The sequence below is a fragment of the Kitasatospora sp. NPDC001119 genome (assembly GCF_053598475.1).
Genome location: NZ_JBSFKI010000005.1, coordinates 135,524 through 157,595 on the forward strand (window position 1 = coordinate 135,524; position 22,072 = coordinate 157,595).

General features: G+C 72.8%; 21 protein-coding genes. All 21 read right to left on the reverse strand.

The genetic code is table 11. The features are described 5' to 3' along the window. Positions 1-39: 39 nt before the first annotated feature. Positions 40-1,497, reverse strand: coding sequence for an aldehyde dehydrogenase family protein (locus ACWDD9_RS07995; RefSeq protein ID WP_049651207.1), 1,458 nt, complete (start codon positions 1,495-1,497; stop codon positions 40-42). A 50-nt stretch (positions 1,498-1,547) separates the two neighbouring features. Continuing rightward, on the reverse strand, positions 1,548-2,414 hold the full coding sequence (locus ACWDD9_RS08000; protein WP_049651208.1) for a helix-turn-helix domain-containing protein: 867 nt from the start codon (positions 2,412-2,414) through the stop codon (positions 1,548-1,550). Between the two features lie 324 nt (positions 2,415-2,738). Beyond that, positions 2,739-4,199 carry a glutamate synthase subunit beta gene (locus tag ACWDD9_RS08005; protein WP_049651209.1) on the reverse strand — a complete coding sequence of 487 codons (1,461 nt, stop codon included), beginning with the start codon at positions 4,197-4,199 and terminating at the stop codon, positions 2,739-2,741. Continuing rightward, positions 4,192-8,793, reverse strand: a complete 4,602-nt coding sequence (gene gltB / locus ACWDD9_RS08010) for a glutamate synthase large subunit (protein ID WP_198959309.1) — start codon at positions 8,791-8,793, stop codon at positions 4,192-4,194. The genes ACWDD9_RS08005 and gltB overlap by 8 nt, the downstream gene beginning before the upstream one ends. Positions 8,794-9,209: 416 nt before the next feature. Continuing rightward, on the reverse strand, positions 9,210-9,935 hold the full coding sequence (locus ACWDD9_RS08015; protein WP_107418648.1) for a VIT1/CCC1 transporter family protein: 726 nt from the start codon (positions 9,933-9,935) through the stop codon (positions 9,210-9,212). Between the two features lie 159 nt (positions 9,936-10,094). Beyond that, positions 10,095-11,153 (reverse strand): prolipoprotein diacylglyceryl transferase, encoded by a 1,059-nt coding sequence (gene lgt, locus ACWDD9_RS08020; protein WP_449811124.1) that lies wholly within the window; start codon positions 11,151-11,153, stop codon positions 10,095-10,097. A gap of 118 nt (positions 11,154-11,271) precedes the next feature. Further along, the gene (locus ACWDD9_RS08025; RefSeq protein ID WP_380782918.1) at positions 11,272-12,135 is read right to left on the reverse strand and encodes a DsbA family protein; all 864 of its coding nucleotides are present in this window, start codon (positions 12,133-12,135) and stop codon (positions 11,272-11,274) included. Between the two features lie 51 nt (positions 12,136-12,186). Then, complete coding sequence (locus ACWDD9_RS08030; RefSeq protein ID WP_449811125.1) at positions 12,187-12,696, reverse strand: MauE/DoxX family redox-associated membrane protein; 510 nt, start codon at positions 12,694-12,696, stop codon at positions 12,187-12,189. Between the two features lie 128 nt (positions 12,697-12,824). Further along, on the reverse strand, positions 12,825-13,028 hold the full coding sequence (locus tag ACWDD9_RS08035) for a hypothetical protein (RefSeq protein ID WP_049651214.1): 204 nt from the start codon (positions 13,026-13,028) through the stop codon (positions 12,825-12,827). A 261-nt stretch (positions 13,029-13,289) separates the two neighbouring features. Continuing rightward, a complete protein-coding gene (gene trpA / locus ACWDD9_RS08040) occupies positions 13,290-14,099 on the reverse strand; it encodes a tryptophan synthase subunit alpha (RefSeq protein ID WP_375873970.1) in 810 nt (269 codons plus the stop codon). 2 nt (positions 14,100-14,101) lie between these two features. Further along, positions 14,102-15,370 carry a tryptophan synthase subunit beta gene (trpB, locus tag ACWDD9_RS08045; protein ID WP_074000949.1) on the reverse strand — a complete coding sequence of 423 codons (1,269 nt, stop codon included), beginning with the start codon at positions 15,368-15,370 and terminating at the stop codon, positions 14,102-14,104. Between the two features lie 53 nt (positions 15,371-15,423). Next, positions 15,424-15,573, reverse strand: coding sequence for a tryptophan biosynthesis modulator TrpM (trpM, locus tag ACWDD9_RS08050; RefSeq protein ID WP_188296911.1), 150 nt, complete (start codon positions 15,571-15,573; stop codon positions 15,424-15,426). A 10-nt stretch (positions 15,574-15,583) separates the two neighbouring features. After that, the gene (gene trpC, locus ACWDD9_RS08055) at positions 15,584-16,390 is read right to left on the reverse strand and encodes an indole-3-glycerol phosphate synthase TrpC (RefSeq protein ID WP_049651216.1); all 807 of its coding nucleotides are present in this window, start codon (positions 16,388-16,390) and stop codon (positions 15,584-15,586) included. 341 nt (positions 16,391-16,731) lie between these two features. Continuing rightward, positions 16,732-17,181, reverse strand: a complete 450-nt coding sequence (locus ACWDD9_RS08060) for a DUF2752 domain-containing protein (protein ID WP_049651217.1) — start codon at positions 17,179-17,181, stop codon at positions 16,732-16,734. Between the two features lie 110 nt (positions 17,182-17,291). After that, entirely contained in the window at positions 17,292-17,555 is a 264-nt protein-coding gene (locus tag ACWDD9_RS08065; protein ID WP_049651218.1) for an HGxxPAAW family protein, read from the reverse strand. Positions 17,556-17,711: 156 nt separating this feature from the next. After that, complete coding sequence (locus tag ACWDD9_RS08070) at positions 17,712-18,242, reverse strand: TIGR02234 family membrane protein (RefSeq protein WP_241852746.1); 531 nt, start codon at positions 18,240-18,242, stop codon at positions 17,712-17,714. Between the two features lie 176 nt (positions 18,243-18,418). After that, positions 18,419-18,871 (reverse strand): Uma2 family endonuclease, encoded by a 453-nt coding sequence (locus tag ACWDD9_RS08075; protein WP_053111997.1) that lies wholly within the window; start codon positions 18,869-18,871, stop codon positions 18,419-18,421. A 20-nt stretch (positions 18,872-18,891) separates the two neighbouring features. Continuing rightward, entirely contained in the window at positions 18,892-20,415 is a 1,524-nt protein-coding gene (locus tag ACWDD9_RS08080) for an anthranilate synthase component I (protein ID WP_049650355.1), read from the reverse strand. A 40-nt stretch (positions 20,416-20,455) separates the two neighbouring features. Beyond that, positions 20,456-20,827 carry a phosphoribosyl-AMP cyclohydrolase gene (gene hisI / locus ACWDD9_RS08085; RefSeq protein WP_074000946.1) on the reverse strand — a complete coding sequence of 124 codons (372 nt, stop codon included), beginning with the start codon at positions 20,825-20,827 and terminating at the stop codon, positions 20,456-20,458. A 57-nt stretch (positions 20,828-20,884) separates the two neighbouring features. Beyond that, positions 20,885-21,454, reverse strand: coding sequence for a hypothetical protein (locus ACWDD9_RS08090; RefSeq protein WP_449811126.1), 570 nt, complete (start codon positions 21,452-21,454; stop codon positions 20,885-20,887). A gap of 153 nt (positions 21,455-21,607) precedes the next feature. Then, a complete protein-coding gene (locus tag ACWDD9_RS08095; protein ID WP_449811127.1) occupies positions 21,608-22,030 on the reverse strand; it encodes a GNAT family N-acetyltransferase in 423 nt (140 codons plus the stop codon). Positions 22,031-22,072: the final 42 nt, after the last annotated feature.

Consider the following 22,072-nt stretch of genomic DNA (forward strand, 5'->3'; position numbering starts at 1 on the left):
GCGGCAGCCGCCGGGAGGCCCTCGCGTCCGAACCCCCGGTCAGAAGGGGAAGACCGCGCGCTCGTGCTGGACGGAGATCCACTTCAGGGTGGTGAAGGCGTCCACCGTGGACTCGCCGTTGAGGCGGCCGACGCCGGAGTTCTTCTCGCCGCCGAAGGGCACGCCCGGCTCGTCGGCTATGGTGCCGCCGTTGACGTGGATCATGCCGGTCTCGATCCGCTGGGCGAGCTTCACGCCGCGCTCGGTGTTCCCGGTGTGCACCGCGCCGCTGAGTCCGAAGGGCGTGGCGTTGGCGAGCCGGACGGCCTCGTCCTCGCCGTCGAAGGGCACCAGCAGGACGACCGGGCCGAAGAGTTCGGTCCGCAGGATCGGCGCGTCCTCGGCCAGGCCGGTGAGGACCACCGGCTCCATCAGGCTGCCGACCGTGTCGCCGCGCAGCAGCGCGGTGGCGCCGGCCGCGACGGCCTGGTCGACCTGGGCGCGCAGGCCGTCGGCCTGGACGGGGTTGATCAGCGGGCCGATGTGGGTGGCCGGGTCCCGCGGGTCGCCGACGGTGAGCGAGGCGACCTTGGCGACGAACTTCTCGGTGAACTCGGCCTCGACGGACCGGTCCACCAGCACCCGGTTGGCGGCCATGCAGACCTGTCCCTGGTGGACGAAGCGGCTGAACACCGCGGCGTCGACGGCGTGGTCCACGTCGGCGTCGTCCAGCACGATCAGCGCGCTGTTGCCGCCGAGTTCCAGGACGGTGCGCTTGAAGTGCCCGGCGGCGACGGTGGCGACGTGCCGGCCGACCTTGTCGGAGCCGGTGAAGGAGATCACCTTGGGCACCGGGTGCTCCAGGAAGCTGTCGCCGATCTCGGCGATGTCGGTGATCACCACGTTCAGCAGGCCGGGCGGGAGCCCCGCGTCCTCGAAGAGCTTGGCGATCAGCCCGCCGCCGACCACCGGGGTCTCCTGGTGCGGCTTGAGGACGACGCCGTTGCCGAGCGCGAGCGCCGGGGCGACGGCCTTGAGCGCCAGGAACAGCGGGAAGTTGAACGGGCTGATCACGCCGACCACGCCGACCGGCAGCCGGTAGAGGCGGTTCTCCCGGCCCTGGGCGGGCGAGGTCAGCAGCCGGCCCTCGGGGGCCACCGACAGGTGCAGGCACTCCCGCAGCACGTCCTTGACCAGCGACAGTTCGAAGCCCGCCTTCAGCGCGGTGCCGCCGAGTTCCGCCATGACCGCCTGGACGATCTCCGGCTCGCGCTCCTCCAGCAGCCGCAGCGCGCGCTCGAAGACCAGCCGCCGCTGGTAGGGGTTGGTGGCGGCCCACTGCTTCTGGGCGCGCTCGGCGGCGCGGTAGGCCAGGTCGACCTCGGCGACGGTGGCGACGGTGATGGTGGCGAGCTTGTCGCCGGTGTAGGGGTCGACGTCGACGATGTCCCAGGAGCCGCTGCCGCTGCGCCACTCACCATCGATGTACTGCAGGGCCAACTCGGAGAAGTACGACATCTGATCCCTCTCATGCACCCGACCTGATGGGGAATCATCGTACTGACGTATTAGAGTTCCTGGCGCACGGAATGCAGCAGGTCGCGGGTCAGTGCCGGGCTCAGACTGTCGGCGACCAGGTCGTCCATCGCGTGCCGGTACTCGGCCACCTCGGCGGGCTTGTCGAGGTAGAGCGCGGTGGTGAACTGCTCCAGGTACACCACGTCCGACAGTTCGGCCTCGGCGAAGCCCAGGACGGTGAACGCGCCGCTCTCGGCGCTCAGCCCGGCGTTGCCCAGCGGCAGCACCTGGAGCCGGACGTTGGGCAGTTCGCTCAGCTCCAGCAGCCGGTCCAGCTGGCCCCGCATCAGCTCCGCGCCGCCCCAGGGCCGGCGCAGCGCGGCCTCGTCCAGTACCGCGACCAGCCGCGGCGCCCGCTCGCCGGTCAGCACCGCCTGCCGCTTGAGCCGTACGTCGACCCGGCGCTCGATCTCCTCCGGCCCGGTGGCGTGGCAGCCGGCGGTGACCACGGCCCGGGCGTAGTCGGCGGTCTGGAGCAGCCCGTGGACGAACTGGACCTCGTAGCTGCGGATCTCGGCCGCGGCCTCCTCCAGTCCCAGGTAGTTCTGGAACCAGCCGGGCAGGACGTCCCCGTACTCGTGCCACCAGGAGCTGGCGTTGGCGTCGCGCAGCAGTCCGAGGACGGTGGCCCGCTCCTGTTCGACCTCGACCCCGTACAGGGTGAGCAGGTCGGCGACGTCCCGTTCCTTGAAGCCGACCCGGCCGAGCTCCATGCGGCTGATCTTGGACTCGGAGGCCCGGATCGAGTACCCGGCCTCCTCCCGGCTGACGCCTCTGGCCTCGCGGAGCTTGCGCAGCTGGGTACCGAGCAGCAGGCGCCGTACCGTGGCGCCCCCGCCTGCCTGAGTCGTGCCCATCGACGTCATCCTCCGCGCTCGCCCAGCCCCCCGGCCGTCGGCCGCAGTCTGCCACCTGGCACCGACGAACAACAGCCCACTGTCCCGGAACCCGCCGGGCGCCGAACAACTCCGGCCGTTTGTCCGAGAGTTGCCGCGGCCCGGGGAGGGCTCAGGGGCCTCCGTGCGGGTACGCGACGGCGCCCGCCCTCCAACTGGTCGGGGAAGAGGGCAGGCGCCAGGAGACCGCGTTGGCCCGGCGACTCTGACGGGGGCAGCGGGTTGAGCTCCCGGCGATGCGGCGCCGGGGGTTCGGGGTGGGCCGGTCGGAGCGTCCGGGGCCCGTCAGACCACCAGGGGGCGGTCGGTGGGCCGGATCGGCGCGGGAAGCGGGGTCTTGCCGCCGAGGTACTTGTCCACCGCCGCGGCGGCCGAGCGGCCTTCCGCGATGGCCCAGACGATCAGCGACTGGCCACGGCCGGCGTCTCCGCAGACGTACACGCCATCGACATTGGTGGCGAACCGGCCATCGCGGGCAATGTTACCGCGCGCGTCGAGGTCCGCTCCCAGCTGCTCGACCAGCCCGTTGCGCACGTCCGTCCCGGTGAAGCCCATGGCCAGGGTGACCAGCTGGGCCGGGATGGCCCGCTCGGTGCCGGGGACCTGCTCGAAGCGGCCGTCCCTGAACTCGACCTCGACGAGGTGCAGCTCCTGGACGTTGCCGTCCTCGTCGCCGCTGAAGTGGGTGGTGCTGACCGAGTAGATCCGCTCGCCGCCCTCCTCGTGCGCGGAGGTGACCTTGTACGTCATCGGCATGGTCGGCCACGGCTGGTGCCCGGGCCGGTCCTCGCCGGGCCGCGGCATGATCTCCAGCTGGGTGACGGAGGCCGCCCCCTGCCGGTGGGCGGTACCGACGCAGTCCGCGCCGGTGTCGCCGCCGCCGATCACGACCACGTGCTTGCCCTTGGCGCTGATCGGGGACTCCACGAAGTCGCCCTCCTGCACCTTGTTGGCCAGCGGCAGGTACTCCATGGCCTGGTGGACGCCCTTGAGCTCGCGCCCGGGCACCGGCAGGTCGCGGGCGGTGGTGGCGCCGGCCGCGACGACCACGGCGTCGAAGCGCTCGCGCAGCTGCTGCCCGGTGATGTCCTCGCCGACGTGCACGCCGGTGCGGAACCGGGTGCCCTCCGCCCGCATCTGCTCGATGCGGCGGTTGATGTGGCGCTTCTCCATCTTGAACTCGGGGATGCCGTAGCGCAGCAGTCCGCCGATCCGGTCGGCCCGCTCGTACACGACGACGGTGTGCCCGGCGCGGGTGAGCTGCTGGGCGGCGGCGAGGCCGGCCGGGCCGGAGCCGACGACGGCGACGGTCTTGCCGGAGAGCCGCTCCGGGACCTGCGGGGTGACCCCGCCGCGGTCCCAGGCCTTGTCGATGATGGTGACCTCGACGTTCTTGATGGTCACCGCGTCCTGGTTGATGCCGAGGACGCACGCGGACTCGCACGGGGCCGGGCACAGGCGGCCGGTGAACTCCGGGAAGTTGTTGGTGGCGTGCAGCCGCTCGATCGCGCCGACGAAGTCGTCCCGGTAGGCCAGGTCGTTCCACTCGGGGATGAGGTTCCCGAGCGGGCAGCCGTTGTGGCAGAACGGGATGCCGCAGTCCATGCAGCGGCCGGCCTGCTTGGTGATGATCGGCAGGAGGCTGCGCTCGACGTAGACCTCGTTCCAGTCCCGCAGACGGACGTCCACGGGGCGGCGCTCGGCCAGCTGCTTGGGCGTGGTCAGGAAGCCCTTGGGGTCAGCCATTAGCCGCCTCCATCATCTTGCGAGTGGTCTCGGCCTCGGAGAGGCCATCGCGCTCAGCGGCGTCCTTGGCGGCGAGCACTGCCTTGTAGTCGGTCGGCATGATCTTGGAGAAGCGGGAGACCCCGCTGCCCCAGTCCGCCAGGAGCTCGGCGGCGACGGTGGAGCCGGTCTCCTCGTAGTGCTGCTGCACGGTCTCGCGCAGCCAGTCGCGGTCGGCGGCGGTGGGGGCCTCGATGCCCACCATGCCGTCGTTGACGTTCGCGGGGCGCAGGTCCAGGACGTACGCGATGCCGCCGGACATGCCCGCCGCGAGGTTGCGCCCGGTCTCGCCGAGGACGACGACCCGGCCGCCGGTCATGTACTCCAGGCCGTGGTCGCCGACGCCCTCGACCACCAGGGTGGCCCCGGAGTTGCGGACGGCGAAGCGCTCGCCGGCCTTGCCGCGCAGGTGGACGCGGCCCGCGGTGGCACCGTAGCCGATGGTGTTGCCGGCGATGACGTGGTTCTGCGCGTCGTTGCCGATGGCGGCCGCCTCGCGGGCCGGGCGGACGATCACCACGCCGCCGGAGAGGCCCTTGCCGACGTAGTCGTTGGCGTCGCCCTCCAGCCGCAGGGTCACGCCGCGCGGCAGGAACGCGCCGAAGGACTGCCCGGCGGAGCCAGTGAAGGTGACGTCGATGGTCCCCTCCGGCAGGCCCTCGCCCCGGTACCGCTTGGTCACCTCGTGGCCGAGCATGGTGCCGACGGTGCGGTTGACGTTGCGGATCGGCAGCTGGATCCGGACGGTCTCGCCGCGCTCCAGCGCGTCCTCGGCGAGGGCGATCAGCTGGTTGTCCAGGGCCTTGTCCAGCGCGTGGTCCTGGGTGGTGGTGCGGTGGCGGGCGGCCCCCTCGGGCAGCGCCGGCACGTGGAACAGCGGGGCGAGGTCCAGCCCGGCGGCCTTCCAGTGGTCGATCGCGGCCCGGGCGTCGATGTGCTCGGCGCGGCCGACGGCCTCCTCGATCGAGCGGAAGCCCAGCGAGGCCAGGATCTCCCGGACCTCCTCGGCGATGAACTCGAAGAAGTTGACCACGAACTCGGGCTTGCCGGAGAACCGCTCGCGCAGCACCGGGTTCTGGGTGGCGACGCCGACCGGGCAGGTGTCCAGGTGGCAGACGCGCATCATGATGCAGCCGGAGACCACCAGCGGGGCGGTCGCGAAGCCGAACTCCTCGGCGCCGAGCAGCGCGGCGATGACCACGTCGCGGCCGGTCTTCAGCTGGCCGTCGGTCTGGACGACGATGCGGTCGCGCAGCCCGTTCAGCAGCAGGGTCTGCTGGGTCTCGGCGAGGCCGAGCTCCCAGGGGCCGCCCGCGTGCTTCAGCGAGGTGAGCGGCGAGGCGCCCGTCCCGCCGTCGTGCCCGGAGACCAGGACGACGTCGGCGTGCGCCTTGGAGACGCCGGCCGCGACCGTGCCGACGCCGACCTCGGAGACCAGCTTCACGTGGATGCGGGCCGCCGGGTTGGCGTTCTTGAGGTCGTGGATCAGCTGCGCCAGGTCCTCGATCGAGTAGATGTCGTGGTGCGGCGGCGGCGAGATCAGGCCGACGCCCGGGGTGGAGTGCCGGGTCCTGGCGACCCACGGGTAGACCTTGTGGCCGGGCAGCTGGCCGCCCTCGCCGGGCTTGGCGCCCTGGGCCATCTTGATCTGGATGTCGTCGGCGTTGACGAGGTACTCGGAGGTGACGCCGAACCGGCCGGAGGCGACCTGCTTGATCGCCGAGCGGCGCTCCGGGTCGTACAGGCGGTCCGGGTCCTCGCCGCCCTCGCCGGTGTTGGACTTGCCGCCGAGGCGGTTCATCGCGATGGCCAGGGTCTCGTGCGCCTCGCGGGAGATCGAGCCGTACGACATGGCGCCGGTGGAGAAGCGCCGGACGATCGCGGAGACCGGCTCGACCTCCTCGACCGGGATCGGCTCCCGCTCCAGGCCGTTCAGCCGGAACAGGCCGCGCAGCGTCATCAGCCGCTCGGACTGCTCGTTCACCCGGTCCGTGTACTGCTTGAAGATGTCGTACCGGCGGTTGCGGGTGGCGTGCTGGAGGCGGAAGACGGTGTCCGGGTCGAACAGGTGCGGCTCGCCCTCGCGGCGCCACTGGTACTCGCCGCCGATCTCCAGCGCGCGGTGCGCGGCCGGGATGCCGGAGGCCGGGTACGCCTTGGCGTGCCGGGCGGCGGTCTCGCGGGCGATCTCCTCCAGGCCGATGCCGCCGAGCTTGGTGGTGGTGCCGGAGAAGTAGCCGTCGACGAGGTCCTGGGAGAGGCCGATGGCCTCGAAGACCTGGGCGCCGCGGTAGGAGGCGACGGTCGAGATGCCCATCTTGGACATGACCTTGAGCACGCCCTTGCCGAGCGCCTTGATCAGGTTGCGGATCGCCTTCTCGGGCTCGACGCCCTCGATGAACACGCCCTGGGCGACCAGGTCCTCGACGGACTCCATCGCCAGGTACGGGTTGACCGCCCCGGCGCCGTAGCCGATCAGCAGCGCGACGTGGTGCACCTCGCGGACGTCGCCCGCCTCGACCAGCAGCGACACCCGGGTGCGCTGCTTGGTGCGGATCAGGTGGTGGTGCACGGCCGAGGTGAGCAGCAGCGAGGGGATCGGCGCGTGCTCGGCGTCGGAGTGCCGGTCGGAGAGCACGACGATCCGGGCGCCGTCGGCGATCGCCGCGTCGGCCTCGGCGGCGATCTCGGCGAGCCGGGAGGCCAGGCCCTCGCCGCCGGAGGCGACCTTGTAGAGGCCGGAGAGCGTGACGGCCTTCAGGCCGGGCTGGTCGCCGTCGGCGTTGATGTGGACGAGCTTGGCGAGCTCGTCGTTGTCGATCACGGGGAAGGTGATCCCGACCGAGCGGCAGGACGCGGCCTCGGCGGCCAGCAGGTTGCCCTCCGGGCCGAGGTTGGACAGCAGCGAGGTGACGAGCTCCTCGCGGATGGCGTCCAGCGGCGGGTTGGTGACCTGCGCGAAGAGCTGCACGAAGTAGTCGAACAGCAGGCGCGGCTTCTCGCTCAGCGCGGCGATCGGCGAGTCGGTGCCCATCGAGCCGAGCGCCTCGGCGCCGGTGCGCGCCATCGGCGCGAGGATGACCCGCAGCTCCTCCTCGGTGTAGCCGAAGGTCTGCTGGCGGCGGGTGACGGAGGCGTGGGTGTGGAAGATGTGCTCGCGCTCGGGCAGCTTGGCGAGCTGGATCTGCCCGCCGTCGACCCACTCCTGGTAGGGGTGCTCGGCGGCGAGGGCGGACTTGACCTCCTCGTCCGGGACGATCCGGCCCTCGGCGGTGTCCACCAGGAACATCCGGCCGGGCTGGAGGCGGCCCTTCCGGACGACCTTCTCCTGCTCGATGTCGAGGACGCCGACCTCGGAGGAGAGGACGACCAGGCCGTCCTCGGTGATCCAGTACCGGGCCGGGCGCAGGCCGTTGCGGTCGAGCACGGCGCCGATCTGGTTGCCGTCGGTGAAGGTGACGCAGGCCGGGCCGTCCCAGGGCTCCATCAGGTTGGAGTGGTACTGGTAGAAGGCGCGGCGGTCCGGGCTCATGGTGGCGTGGTTCTCCCACGCCTCCGGGATCATCATCAGCACCGAGTGCGGCAGCGAGCGGCCGCCGAGGTGGAGCAGCTCCAGGACCTCGTCGAAGGAGGCGGAGTCGGAGTGCTCCGGCGTGCAGATCGGGAAGATCCGCTCCAGGCCCTGGCCCTTGCTGTTGGCGGGGATGAGGTCGGTCGCGAGCTGCGACTCCCGGGCGTGCATCCAGTTGCGGTTGCCCTTGACCGTGTTGATCTCGCCGTTGTGCGCGACGAAGCGGTACGGGTGGGCGAGCGGCCAGCTCGGGAAGGTGTTGGTGGAGAACCGCGAGTGCACCAGGCCGATCGCGGACGCGTAGCCGCGGTCCGACAGGTCGGGGAAGAAGGGCTCCAGCTGGCCGGTGGTCAGCATGCCCTTGTAGACGATGGTGCGCGCGGACAGCGACGGGAAGTACACCCCGGCCTCGCGCTCGGCCCGCTTGCGGACCACGAAGGCGGTCCGGTCGAGCTCGATGCCGGCCGTGCCGTCCTTCGCCAGGAAGAGCTGCCGGAACCGCGGCATCACGCTGCGCGCGGTGGCGCCGAGCAGGTCCGGGGTGACGGGGACGTCGCGCCAGCCGAGGACGGTCGTGCCCTCCTCGGCGGCGATGGCCTCGATCCGCGCGACGGCGGCGGCGTCCTTCTCGTCGTCCTCGGGGAGGAAGGCGATGCCGACGGCGTAGGAGCCGGCCGCCGGGAGCTCGAAGGGGACCTTCCCGCGCAGGAAGGCGTCCGGGACCTGGGTCAGGATGCCGGCGCCGTCGCCGGAGTCCGGCTCGGCGCCGGTGGCGCCGCGGTGCTCCAGGTTGCGCAGGACGTTCAGCGCCTGCTCGACGATGGTGTGGTCGGCGATGCCCGTCAGCGTGGCGACGAAACCGACGCCACAGGCGTCGTGCTCGTTCCGCGGGTCGTACAGGCCCTGGGCAGCAGGTCGCGCATCCGGCACGAGCGCGTACGGCTGGCGGGCGGCGCCGGCCTGGGGCTCGTTGGCGGAGTGCATGGATGCAGACAGCATCGGCTCTCCCGTCGTCGTCTTTCGGCAAGGTGGTGCAAGGAGGGACGACGTTGGCCCTGATGCGATGGTGCGGTGTCGTGCGAGTTACATGATGCCCACGATCCCGAGAAGCGGAATATCCCGTCCACATGGCGGGACGGTGCGCAGGTCGGGGGGCGTGTGAGAGGACGTGCCACAGTGCACGTCCCGACGATTGTGCCCAACCGTCCACCGCCTGAAACAGGGGCGAAACCGGGCCGCCACAGAAGCCGATCATGGACGCCTGGGAATCCATCCCGGGAGCCCGTCCGCGGATGCGAATCCGCGGCTCGGAGGCCCGAATGCTGAGACACTGCCAGGCGCCGCCCGAGGCCCATGTGTGAAACGTCACCCACTCACCAGCATAACCATGCACTCCATGGTCACCCCAGATGGCCGCCGATCAGCCACCCGAGCAGGTAGGTCACCCCGGCCGCCGCGCCGCCCAGCACCAGCTGCCGCAGCCCGCTGAACCACCAGCTGCGCGCCGTCACCCGGGCCACCACCGCGCCGCACAGGAACAGCCCGGCCCCCGCCAGCAGCATCGCCGGCAGCAGCGCGGTCGCCCCCAGCAGGTACGGCAGCAGCGGCAGCAGCGCACCGAGCGCGAAGCACAGGAACGACGAGCCGGCCGCCACCAGCGGCGAGGGCAGGTCGGTCGGGTCGACGCCCAGCTCCTCCCGGGCGTGCACCTCCAGGGCCAGCTCCGGGTCCGCGGACAGCTGCCGGGCCACCTCGTGGGCCAGCTCCGGGTCCACCCCGCGCGAGACGTACAGCTGGGCCAGCTCGGCCAGCTCCCCGTGCGGGTTGCGGCTCAGCTCCAGCCGCTCGGCCTCGATCTCGGCCTGCACCAGCTCCCGCTGCGAGGCCACCGAGGTGTACTCCCCCGCCGCCATCGAGCAGGCACCGGCCGCCAGGCCCGCCAGCCCGGTCAGGATCACCGTCCCGTTGGACGCCGCCCCGCCGACCACGCCGGTCATCAGCGCGAAGTTGGACACCAGCCCGTCCACCGCGCCGAACACGGCCGGCCGCAGCCAGCCGCCGTTGACGTCCCGGTGGTGGTCCGCCGCGGGTATCCGGGGCTGGTGCCCGGCGTCGGCCTCCATCATGGTCGCACTCATCGTCGTTCCCCTCCGTCGTCGTTCGTCAGCCCTGAACGTAGCCCGTCTGACCTGGGCATTTCCAGCAAAGTAAGGCTGTCCGAACACCACTGAGGCCACCCTTCGCGAGCCTCGCGAAGGGTGGCCTCAGCCGGGGGAACTCCCAGGTCAGATCGGGTTCTTGACGTCCTCGCCGGCCGTCTCGGCGGCCGGCTTCCCGTCCACGGGCCCGGCCGGCTTCCGCAGAACCGGCTTCCCGTCGGCCTCCTCGGCCTTGCCGTCGGCCTTCTCCTCGGCCTTCCCGGCCTTCTTGCCGCCCTTGCCCTCGCCCCGGGCGGCCTCCGTCGCGGCACCGCCCGTCGCGGCGGCCTCCGACGCGGCGTCCCGCTCCTCCTGCGCGGCCGGATCGATGCTCGCCGGGTCCTCCCGCCCGGGCCGCTTCCTGCCCACGATCACGAAGTACGCCACCGCGCCCACGAACACCGCGATGGACACCCAGTCGTTCAGCCGCAGGCCGAAGTAGACGTGCGCGTCGTCGATCCGCAGCCACTCGATCCAGAACCGGCCCACCGTGTACGCGGCCACGTACAGCGCGAACGCCCGGCCGTGGCCCAGCGTGAAGCGGCGGTCCGCCCAGATCACCAGCAGCGCGACACCGACGCACCACAGCGACTCGTACAGGAAGGTCGGCTGGTAGACGCCCTTCACGACCTCGCCGTTGGGCAGCGTCTTGTCGATCTCCAGGCCCCACGGCAGGGTGGTCGACCGGCCGTACAGCTCCTGGTTGAAGTAGTTGCCCCAGCGGCCCAGCGCCTGCGCGAGGGCGATGCCCGGCGCGATGGCGTCGGCGTACGCGGGCAGCGGCACGCCCCGGCGGCGGGCGCCGATCCAGGCGCCGACCGCGCCCAGCGCGACCGCGCCCCAGATGCCGAGGCCGCCCTCCCAGATCTTGAGGGCGTCCCAGGGGTTCTTCCCCTCGGCGAAGTACAGGCGGCCGCCGTCGGTGATCACGTGGTAGAGGCGGCCGCCGACCAGGCCGAACGGCACGGCCCACACGGCGATGTCGCCGACGGTGTGCTTGGCACCGCCCCGGGCGACCCAGCGCTTGCTGCCGAGCCAGACGGCCACGACGACACCGAGGATGATGCAGAAGGCGTAGGCGCGCAGCGGGATCGGTCCGAGGTACAGGACGCCCCGCGACGGGCTGGGAATGTAGGCGATATCCATGGCAGTTCCGACGCTACAGGGTCCGAAGGCCCGCTCGGACACCCTTGGGGTCACAGAAACCGAACAACGGGCCGCGCCGCCGCCTCCGGACGGGGAGGGGCGGCGCGGCCCGGCGGGCTCAGCCGGCCGTCGGCGACGGGTTGTTGGCCTCCGAGGCGGTGCTGGTCGGCGCCGGGGTCTGCCCGTGCGAACCCGCCGTGCCCAGCTGCTTGCCCTGGTTCGCGGCGTCCACCCACTTCGCCAGGTTCGCCGGGGTGATCTCCTCGCTGCCGTTCTTCGGGTAGACCGGCTGGCCGTTGAGCAGCACCGTCGGCGTGGACTTGAAGCTGGACTTGTCGAAGTCCTGCTGCACCGCGGACACCCAGCCGCCGAACCTGCTGTCCTTGACGCAGGACTGGAACGCGGGCGTGTCCAGGCCGTTGACCTGCTTGGCCAGGCCGAGCAGCACGGCCTTGTCGCCGAAGGCGTCGTTGGTCTCGTCCGGCTGGTTGCGGTACAGCACGTCGTGGAAGTCCCGGAAGTGCCCGGCGTCCTGGGCGCAGCCCAGCGCGTTGGCGCCGTTCCGGGAGCCCTTGCCCGCCACGGCCCGGTCGATGAACGACACGATGTGGTAGTTCGTGTAGATCTTCCCGGCGTCCTCCAGCTGGTCGATGGTCGACGAGAACTCGCGCTCGAAGGTGCCGCAGGCGGGGCAGCGCGGGTCCTCGTAGACGGTGAGGACGGAGGGCGCGTTGTCGGCGCCGACCGGGATGACCAGGTTCTTGTCGCCGATCGTCCCGGCCGGGGCGGCGACCGGCGTCTCCGGCTTGGAGCGCTGGTTCTGCACCACGACGCCGACGATCACCGCGGCGGCGATCACCGCGAGCACGGAGCCGCCCACGATCAGCTTCTTCTTGCGCCGGGAGGAGGCCTCGTCGGCCGCCCGCTGCTCCAGCATCCGCTCACGGGCGGTGCGCTTGCCTTCTCGGTTCTTCTCGCTCATTGCGTTGACATCCACGGTCGGGGCCTTCGTCGGGGTGCAGGGATGTGGGGGTCAGCTCGCCAGCCAGCCGTCCGCCGACAGCCGGGTGCGGGGCCGCCACAGCAGCCACCCGGCCAGCAGCAGGAACCCGGTGTCGCGCAGGATCTCCTGGAGGTACTCCGTCTGGGACGCGTCGACGTGCCCGCCGCCGCCGAAGCAGCCGCAGTCGATCGAGATGCCGCGCGCCCAGGCGGAGGCGATCCCGGCGATGAAGGCCAGCAGCAGGAGCGCGGAGACCCCGGCCACCAGCCGGACGCCGAGGCCCACCACCAGCAGCAGGGCCAGCGCCAGCTCCAGGAACGGCAGGCCGTAGCCGATCGGCTTGACCAGGCCCTCGGGGAGGATCTCGTAGGCCCGGACGGCCTGCGCGGCCTCCGCCGGGTCGGAGATCTTCGCCAGCCCGGCCCACCCCCAGACCACCGCGAGGCCGAGCCGGACGGCCGTGCCGAGCCACTCGCTCCAGGCCGGCACCGGCCGCCCCGCCGTCGGCGTGGGCGCGGAGCCACCGGGCTGCGCGGTCATCAGGGAACCCCCCTCGGGAAACTCGTTCACTCCCTGAGGAACCGTCGGGGGCGGAGGGGGGTTTCTCCGCGGTCGGGAATGACGCCGGATGAGTGACGTTCCGTCCGAACAGTCCGAACACCCGAGCGTCAGCGACACCCCGCCAACCACCCCGCCTCGAACAGGTCGGGGTGCCGGGCCGCCTCCGCGCACGCCACCGCCTCCCGCTCCGCCCGCTCGGCGCCCCGCTTCGCCAACGCGTGGCCCACCTCGACGTGCACCCCGACCGCGCCGACGAGCACCACCACGGCCGCCGCCGCCCGCAGCAGGACGGCCCGCTGGACACTCCGCACCGGCTCACCCCTTCCCGCTCGCCCCGGCAACCGTTCGTGCACTCCTCCCTCCTCTCAACGTCCGCCAACCCCGCCTGATGCGTGTCCCCACCCCTTGTTCACCCGTTCGGGTCCGCACTCCGGTCGGCGCGCACGGCAAATGCCGCGCGCCCGGGGCCGCGCCCCTCAGGAGCGCGGCCCCGGAAACACACCCACGAAAAGACCGGCGGCCCCCCACTCCCGAGGAGTGGAGGGCCGCCGGCCTGATGGTCCTACCGCGCGTCAGCTCCGCCGCACGCCCGAGGCCAGTTCCCCGGCCAGGGCCCGCACCGCGTCCAGCGCCGCTTCCTCGTCCTCGCCCGCGGCCAGGATCCGCTTCACGAACGCCGACCCCACGATGACCCCGTCCGCGAACCGGGCGACCTCCGCCGCCTGCACCGCGTCCGAGACCCCGAGCCCGACGCAGACGGGCAGGTCGGTGGTGGCCCGGGTCCGGGCGACCAGGTCCTCGGCCATCGAGCCGACGGCCGACCGCGTCCCGGTCACGCCCATCACCGCGGCCGCGTACACGAACCCGCTGCCCGCCGCCGTGACCTCCGCCAGCCGCGCGTCCTTGCTGCTGGGGGCGACCACGAACACGGTGTCCAGACCGTGCTCGTCCGCCGCCTTGCGCCACTCCTCGGACTCCTCCACCGGCAGGTCCGGCAGGATGCAGCCGGCCCCGCCCGCGGCCGCCAGGTCGGCGGCGAACCGCGCCACCCCGTAGCGGTCGACCGGGTTCCAGTACGTCATCACCAGCACCGCCGCCGCGGGGTGCGCGGAGGCGACCTCCTGGACGGTGCGCAGCACGTCCTTGATCCGCACGCCGCCCCGCAGCGCGATGTCGTCGGCGGTCTGGATGACGGCGCCGTCCAGCACCGGGTCGGAGTGCGGCAGCCCGACCTCGACCACGTCGCAGCCGCCCTCGATCAGGGCGTTGACCGCCCGGATGCCGCCGTCCACGGTCGGGAAGCCGGCCGGCAGGTAGCCGATCAGCGCGGCCCGGTCCTCGGCCTTGGCCGCGGCCAGGATGTCGCTCAGCTTGGAAGCCATGATCACTTACCCCCCTCGGCGGAGTCGGCCGGCCCGGCGGACCCGGCCCCCGGCTCGTCGTACAGCCCGAAGTACTCGGCCGCGGTGTGCATGTCCTTGTCCCCGCGTCCCGACAGCGAGACCAGGATGGTCGCCTCCGGCCCGAGCTCGCGCCCCAGCTCCAGCGCCCCGGCGAGCGCGTGGGCGCTCTCGATGGCCGGGATGATCCCCTCGGTGCGGGACAGCAGCCGCAACGCCTGCATCGCGGCGTCGTCGGTGACCGGACGGTACTCGGCCCGCCCGGTGTCCTTCAGCCAGGCGTGCTCCGGTCCGACCCCCGGGTAGTCCAGCCCGGCCGAGATCGAGTGCGACTCGATGGTCTGCCCGTCCTCGTCCTGGAGGACGTACGTCCGGGAGCCGTGCAGCACACCCGGGTCCCCCTTGGTGAGGGTGGCCGCGTGCCGGGGCGTCTCGGCGCCCTCGCCGGCCGCCTCGCAGCCGATCAGCCGCACCCCGGCGTCCGGGATGAACTCGTGGAAGATCCCCATCGCGTTGGAGCCGCCGCCGACGCAGGCCACGACCGCGTCGGGCAGCCGGCCGGTCCGGTCGAGCACCTGCTGCCGCGCCTCGACGCCGATGACCCGGTGGAAGTCCCGGACCATCATCGGGAAGGGGTGCGGCCCGGCGACGGTGCCGAACAGGTAGTGGGTGGAGTCGACGTTGGCGACCCAGTCCCGGAACGCCTCGTTGATGGCGTCCTTGAGCGTCCGGCTGCCGGACTTGACGGCCACCACCTCGGCGCCGAGCATCCGCATCCGGGCGACGTTGAGCGCTTGGCGCTGGGTGTCGACCTCGCCCATGTAGATGGTGCAGTCGAAGCCGAACAGCGCGCAGGCGGTCGCGGTGGCCACGCCGTGCTGGCCGGCGCCGGTCTCGGCGATGATCCGGGTCTTGCCCATCCGCTTGGTGAGCAGCGCCTGGCCCAGCACGTTGTTGATCTTGTGCGAGCCGGTGTGGTTGAGGTCCTCGCGCTTGAGCAGGATGCGCGCGCCGCCCGCCTCGGCGGAGAAGCGGTGCACGTCGGTCAGCGGGCTCGGGCGCCCGGTGTAGTCCTTGAGCAGCGCGTCGAGCTCGGCGGTGAAGGCCGGGTCGGTCTTGGCCTTCTCGTACTCCTCGGCGACCTGCTCGACCGCGGCGACCAGCGCCTCGGGGATGAAGCGGCCGCCGTACGCGCCGAAGTAGCCGCGCGCGTCCGGCACCTGGGCGCCGGGCAGGTAGTCCTTTTCGGACATGGTGGTTTCCCTTGAACGGAGATGGACGACAACGACGTCTTCCCGGCTGGGCTTCAGCCGGACGTCACGCGCCATCGCCGTCCCGGCACCTGCCCGGGCTCGCACCCGATGACGTACCGCACCCGACGCCCCAGCACCCGGCGTGCGGGCGCGCGGCAGCCGCGCGGGCGGCAACCGGGGGCGAGTCGGGCGGCGATCTTCATGGGGTGGGGGTCAGTCCTTGTGCCGGACGGCGGGGTGGGCCCCGGCGGCGACCAGGTCGGCGACCGCGGCGCGCGGGTCCTTGCCGGTCACCAGGGACTCGCCGACCAGCACCGCGTCGGCGCCGAGGTTGGCGTAGTTGATCACGTCCAGCGGGCCGCGCACACCGGACTCGGCGATCTTGACGATGCCGTCCGGGATGGCGTGGGCGACGTTCTCGAAGGTGTTGCGGTCCACCTCGAGCGTCTTCAGGTTGCGGGCGTTGACGCCGATGATCCGGGCGCCGGCGTCCACCGCGCGCTTGATCTCCTCCTCGTCGTGCACCTCGACCAGCGGGGTGAGGCCGATCGACTCGGCGCGCTCGATCAGCGACACCAGGGCCGGCTGGTCGAGGGCCGCGACGATCAGCAGCGCGAGGTCGGCGCCGTGCGCACGGGCCTCCCACAGCTGGTAGGCGGTGACGATGAAGTCCTTGCGCAGCAGCGGGGTGTCCACCGCGGCGCGGACGGCGTCCAGGTCGGCCAGCGAACCGCCGAAGCGGCGCTGCTCGGTCAGCACGCTGATCGCGGCGGCACCGCCGGCCGCGTAGTCCACCGCCAGGGCGGCCGGATCGGCGATCGAGGCCAGGGCGCCCTTGGACGGGCTGGAGCGCTTCACCTCGCAGATCACCCGGACCCCGTCGCCCCGGAGGGCGGCGACGCCGTCCTTGGCCTCCGGAGCCTTGGCGGCCAGCGCCTTGAGCTCGTCCAGGGAGACCCGGGCCTGCCGCTCGGCGAGGTCCTCGCGGACCCCTTCGATGATCGAGTCGAGCACACTCACTCAGGAGCCCCCATCTTTTCTGCCAGTTGGCCGGCGCGAGCCGGCGGGCGACAGCCCACCGACTCTTCGATGGTATCGGCACCCGGGGGCGGGGGGCGCACCGGTTCGAACCGCGTCTCGCGGACCGGACTCCCGCTCCGGCGGTCCCCAGCTGCGGCTTCACCGGGCGTGCACCGGTTTTCGGACGGTCTTCGCACCGGTTTTCGGACGCTCTCCGAGCCGGCCGCGACCGGTGGCCGGGACGTGGCGTCACGGCGTACGGGAAGCGGCGGCCGCGCGGTCGAGGACCACGGTCAGGGGCCGCGGTACGGCAGCCGGGACGCGGCGGTCGCGCGGCCCGGTCAGACCAGCGGCGGCGCCAGCCCGGCACCGACCCCCGAGTTGCGCACCACGGTGAACACCAGCACCAGCAGGGCGATCAGCGCCCACCGCCGGCCCCCGACGGTGATCCTGGGCGGCGGCCCGCCGGTCAGCGCGGCCCAGCCCCAGCGCAGCCACAGCACCGCCAGTACGCCGAACAGCAGGACCACGACGGCGTTGTCGTGCAGGGCGCCGGTGAGGTCCCCGTGGCTCAGCGCGTGGACGCAGCGCAGCCCCCCGCAGCCGGGGCACCACCAGCCGGTGGCGGTCAGGAACGGGCACTCGGGGTAGTGCCCGGGGGTGTTCGGGTCCACCACGGCGACGTACGCGGCGGGGACGGCCACCGCCGCCAGCGCGGTCAGCGGCGGGCTCAGCCGGCGCCGCACGGGCGGCGGGGCGGAGGCGGTGGAAGCGGTGGGGGCGGCGTTCACGCCCCGATTCTGCCCGGGTCGGGCCCGGACACGACGAAACGGCGGGCGTGGCGCGCCCGCCGTTCCGATGTACGACAAACGTGTGGTCGTGTGGTGCGACGAGCCCGTCGTCAGGCGGCGACGGCGGCGCGGGCCTCACGGGCCGCGAGCTGCTCCTCGGCCGACTTGTAGACGTTGGCGCTGGGCTGCTTGCCCATGCCCGCGAGGGACATGGCCTTGCCGACCACGCCGCCGGCCAGGATGACCGCCAGGCCGACCCAGACGAGCAGAACCGACGGCAGGATCATGGCGACGCCCGCGACGCCGAAGCCGACGAAGGAGATGACGACGCCGGTCCAGGCGGCGGTGGTGTGGCCGTGTGCTGCTGCTGCCATCTGAGTGGTGCTCCTTGGCTCTCGGGGCCCGGCCGGGCCTGCGGGGCCGCCGGCGGGTTGACGGGTTCCATTGTGCCGGGCCACACACCGACGGCCCAAAGCGGGTGGCGGGTCTATCGCGTCACATGCGCGCGGGCCGCGTCACGTGCGCGCGGCTCACACCGCGGTCGGGTCCTCGCCCCGGTCCAGGGCCTTCCACAGGTCGCCCGGCGTCTCGGTCCGCGCCGGGGCCTTGCGGGTCGGCGCCTCGTAGCGGCTGCCCATGGCCGGCCAGCCCCGGCCGTAGCGCAGGGTGAGCAGTCCGGCCAGCGCCAGCAGGACCCCGCCGACCAGCGCGACCCAGGGCCAGGCGGTGTGCGAGACCTCGGTGGCCGCCGAACCGGTCAGCGCCAGCTTGCGGGCGGCCTCGGCGTCCAGCGCGGCGGTGTCGCCGGCCCCGGCCACCGAGGCGGCGGCCGCGCCGAGCCCGGCCAGCAGGGTCAGCGCGCCGACCGCCAGCCGGCCGGCGCCGCGCACCGCGAACACCGCGACGGCCGCGGCGAGGCCCACCAGGGCCAGCCCGCCGGGCAGTTCGGAGATCCTGCCGCCGGTGACGGACACGTCCAGGGTGCCGGCCCGGCCCTCGGCCCAGGTCCGCCCGACCGCGGTCAGCACCAGCACGGCGCTCAGCACGGTCAGCAGCAGCATGATGCCGAGGGTGCGGCGGCTGGGGGCGGCGGGGGCGGGGGTCTGCTCAGCGGTCACCCGTCCACTATCCCCCGACCGACGCCGGGGTCCGTACCCGGGGTGGGGAACGGGCCGGCCGGCGAGCCGTCGGGCGGGGCGGCGGGCGGGGCGGCGGGCGGGTCGGCCGGCGGGGTGGGTTACGGCGTGGGGAAGCCGTCCGTCCGCAGCACCACCGTGCGGCCGCCGAGCGGCAGGAACAGGTCGTTGCCGAACGGCACCCGCTCCGCCTCCCGGTACACCCCCTCGGGGGACGGCGCGGTGTGCACGGTGCAGACCGCCGCCGCCGGATCGACCACCACGTACAGCGGCACGCCGCTCTCCGCGCAGGCCCGCGCGAAGACGTGGTCACGGCCCGGGTGCGCCACCTCCAGCACCGCCTCGGCGTCCGCGGCCCCGTACCGGCCCCGGGCGGTGCGGGCGGCGCCGGGGGCGACCACCACCAGGTCCGGGGCGAGCGGGCCGTGCGCGGCCGGGAAGTCGATCAGGACCCCGGACAGCACCCGCCCCGCCCCCGCGAGCCCTTCCCGGATCTGGGAGGCCGTCCCGAAAACGGCCTCCCAGCGCAGCTCGTCGTACGGCGCCTCGGGCATCCCGGCCGCCTCCTCACACGTCAGGACAGTTCCGGCGTCCGCAGCGTATTGGCGGTGGCGACCGCCCGCAGCACGGCGGCCGCCTTGTTGCGGCACTCGGTGTCCTCGCCGTGCGGGTCGGAGTCGGCGACCACGCCCGCGCCGGCCTGCACGTACGCGGTGCCGTCGCGCAGCACCGCGGTGCGGATCGCGATCGCGGTGTCCGAGTCCCCGGCGAAGTCCAGGTAGCCGACGCAGCCGCCGTACAGGCCGCGGCGGGTGGGCTCCAGCTCCTCGATGATCCGCATCGCCCGCGGCTTGGGCGCGCCGGAGAGGGTGCCGGCCGGGAAGCAGGCGGTCAGCACGTCGAAGGCGGTGCGCCCCGGGGCGACCGTGCCGGTCACCGTCGACACGATGTGCATCACGTGGCTGTAGCGCTCGATGTGCATGAAGTCGACCACCTCGACGCTGCCCGGCTCGCAGACCCGGCCGAGATCGTTGCGGCCGAGGTCCACCAGCATCAGGTGCTCGGCCCGCTCCTTGGGGTCGGCGAGCAGCTCGGCGGCCAGCTCCGCGTCCTCCTGCGGGGTGTCGCCGCGGTGCCGGGTGCCGGCGATCGGGTGCAGCATCGCCTCGCCGTCGGTGACCTTGACCAGCGCCTCCGGGCTGGAGCCGACCACGTCGAAGCCGCCCTCGGCCCCGCCGTCCGGCCCGGGGAAGCGGAACAGGTACATGTACGGGCTGGGGTTGGTGGTGCGCAGCACCCGGTAGACGTCCAGCGCGGAGGCCGGGCAGGGCGCCTCGAAGCGCTGCGAGGGCACCACCTGGAAGGCCTCGCCGGCCCGGATCCGCTCCTTGATCGTCTCCACCGCGGCCCGGTACGGCTCGCCGCCGAACGGCGAGTGCACCTCGCCGGGGCCGGCCGGGGTGAAGGTGGCCAGGCCCGGGTCGACCGGCTTGGACAGCTCGGCCTCCATCGCGTCCAGCCGGGCCACCGCGTCCGCCCAGGCCTCGTCCGCGCCGCTGGCCAGGTCGTTGTGGTTGACGGCGTTGGCGATCAGCAGCACCGTGCCGTCGACGTGGTCGAGCACCGCGAGGTCGGTGGCGAGCAGCATGGTCAGCTCGGGCAGGCCCAGGTCGTCCGGGTTGAGGTCGGGCAGCTTCTCCAGCCGGCGGACGATGTCGTAGCCGAGGTAGCCGACCAGGCCGCCGGTGAGCGGGGGCAGGCCGTCGTCCTCCAGCCGCGGGGTGTGCAGCGCCTGGAGGGTGGCGCGCAGCACCTCCAGCGGGTCGCCCGCGGTGGGGATGCCGACCGGCGGGGTGCCGAGCCAGCGGGCCCCGCCGTCCGGGCCGACGGTCAGCGCGGCGGCGCTGCGCACCCCGACGAAGGAGTAGCGCGACCAGCTGCGGCCCTGCTCGGCGGACTCCAGCAGGAAGGTGCCGGGCCGCTCCTCGGCGAGGGTGCGGTAGAGGCCGATCGGGGTGAGACCGTCCGCGAGGAGCCTGCGGGTGACCGGGATGACCCGGGTGTCGACGGCGAGCTTGCGGAAGGCTTCGAGATCCATGACGGGCGGCACCTTCTTGAGTTCTTCGAGTGGACTGGGGTCAGGAGAGCGGGAGCACGTCGGCGTCGAAGCAGGTGCGGTCGCCGGTGTGGCAGGCCGCGCCGCTCTGGTCGACCCTGACCAGCAGGGTGTCGCCGTCGCAGTCCAGGGCCACCGACTTGACCGCCTGGACGTGGCCCGAGGTGTCGCCCTTCACCCAGTACTCACGGCGGCTGCGGCTCCAGTAGGTGCAGCGGCCCGTGGTGAGGGTGCGGTGCAGCGCCTCGTCGTCCATCCACCCGAGCATCAGCACCTCGCCGGTGTCGTACTGCTGGGCGATGGCCGGGACCAGCCCGTCCTCGGAGCGCTTGAGCCGCGCGGCGATCTCGGGGGCGAGGGCGGTGCTGCCGGGAGCGGCGGGTGTGGTGGACATGCGCCCCATTGTGTCAGCCCGCCCCGCCGCACCCGCCTCGCTCCCCCGCCGGAGCCGCTACGGGTGCAGCTGCGCGGTGAGCTTGGGGCCGCCCTGCTTGTTGCTGGCGGCCAGGGTGCAGGTGTAGTCACGCCAGCCCTGCTGGTAGTTGGCCATGGCAGGGCCGAACTGGCGGCCGTAGTAGGTCTTTCCGTCGCCCTGGCGGGCCTTGGCGGCGGCTTCGACCTCCTTGCAGCCGTCGCGCATGGCAAGCGCCAGCGGGATGTCGCCGGTGATCCCGTCCGCGAGCTTGAGGTCGGCGATCACCTCGCCGTCGTGGTCCCCGGCGCAAGGACGCTCCTCGGGCTTGGTGATCACCGGGCTCAGCTGCGGGTGGTCGAAGCAGGCGCCGACCGGGAAGAACGCGTACGGCGGCTGCGGCGTGGGCGTGGGGGTGGGTGTCGGCGCCTGGGTGGCCGTGGGAGTCGGCGTGGGCGGAGGCGGCGCGGCGGCCGGCTTCTTGTCGTCCGGCCACAGCACCGCGGTGGCCACCACCGCGAGCAGGACGACCAGCACGGCGGCAACGGTGAGGACCAGGCCGCGGGACGGGCGGGAGCCGACTGCGGACGGCGGCTGCTCGGAGGTCATGGCCACGAGGATGGCCCACCCGACCCCCACCTGGCAGCCGCTTCGCCAAACTCGCCCCGTACGGGCGGCCCGCCGGGACCTGAAGGTCGGTAGACCCGCCATCCGAGACCGGCTCACCAACCGGCTGCACCCTGAAGTGACGCCGCAGGAAACCTATCCTGGATAGAGAAAATTCAAATAAAAGAAAATTGTTTCTTCCGACCCCTTCCCACGCAGGGGAAGGGGTCGGAAGAAACAAAGAATCCCCGAGAGAAAAGATTCCCGCGCCTCGCTGCCTCGCCCGGACGGCGAGGCGGCGAGGCCCTTGCCCCACGCGGCCGGATGGAGGGCGAACCCGATGGTCGCGGCCTGTTGTGGCTCGGTGGCCAGCCGCGCGTAGCCGATCAGCCGGTGTTCACCGCGCCGGGTGACGGCGAGGCAGTACTCGGTGCGCGGGGTGGCGCGCGCGGAGTCGATGGAGCGGGCGGTGATCGCTTCGACCTGTTCACGGGTGCGGGGTTCGAAGCTGAGATGCCAGGTGGCCCCAGATTGGGGGCAACCCCTCACGAGTTCGAATCTCGTATCCTCCGCCTTCACGAAGGCCCCGACCGGTTCGCCGGCCGGGGCCTTCGTCGTTCC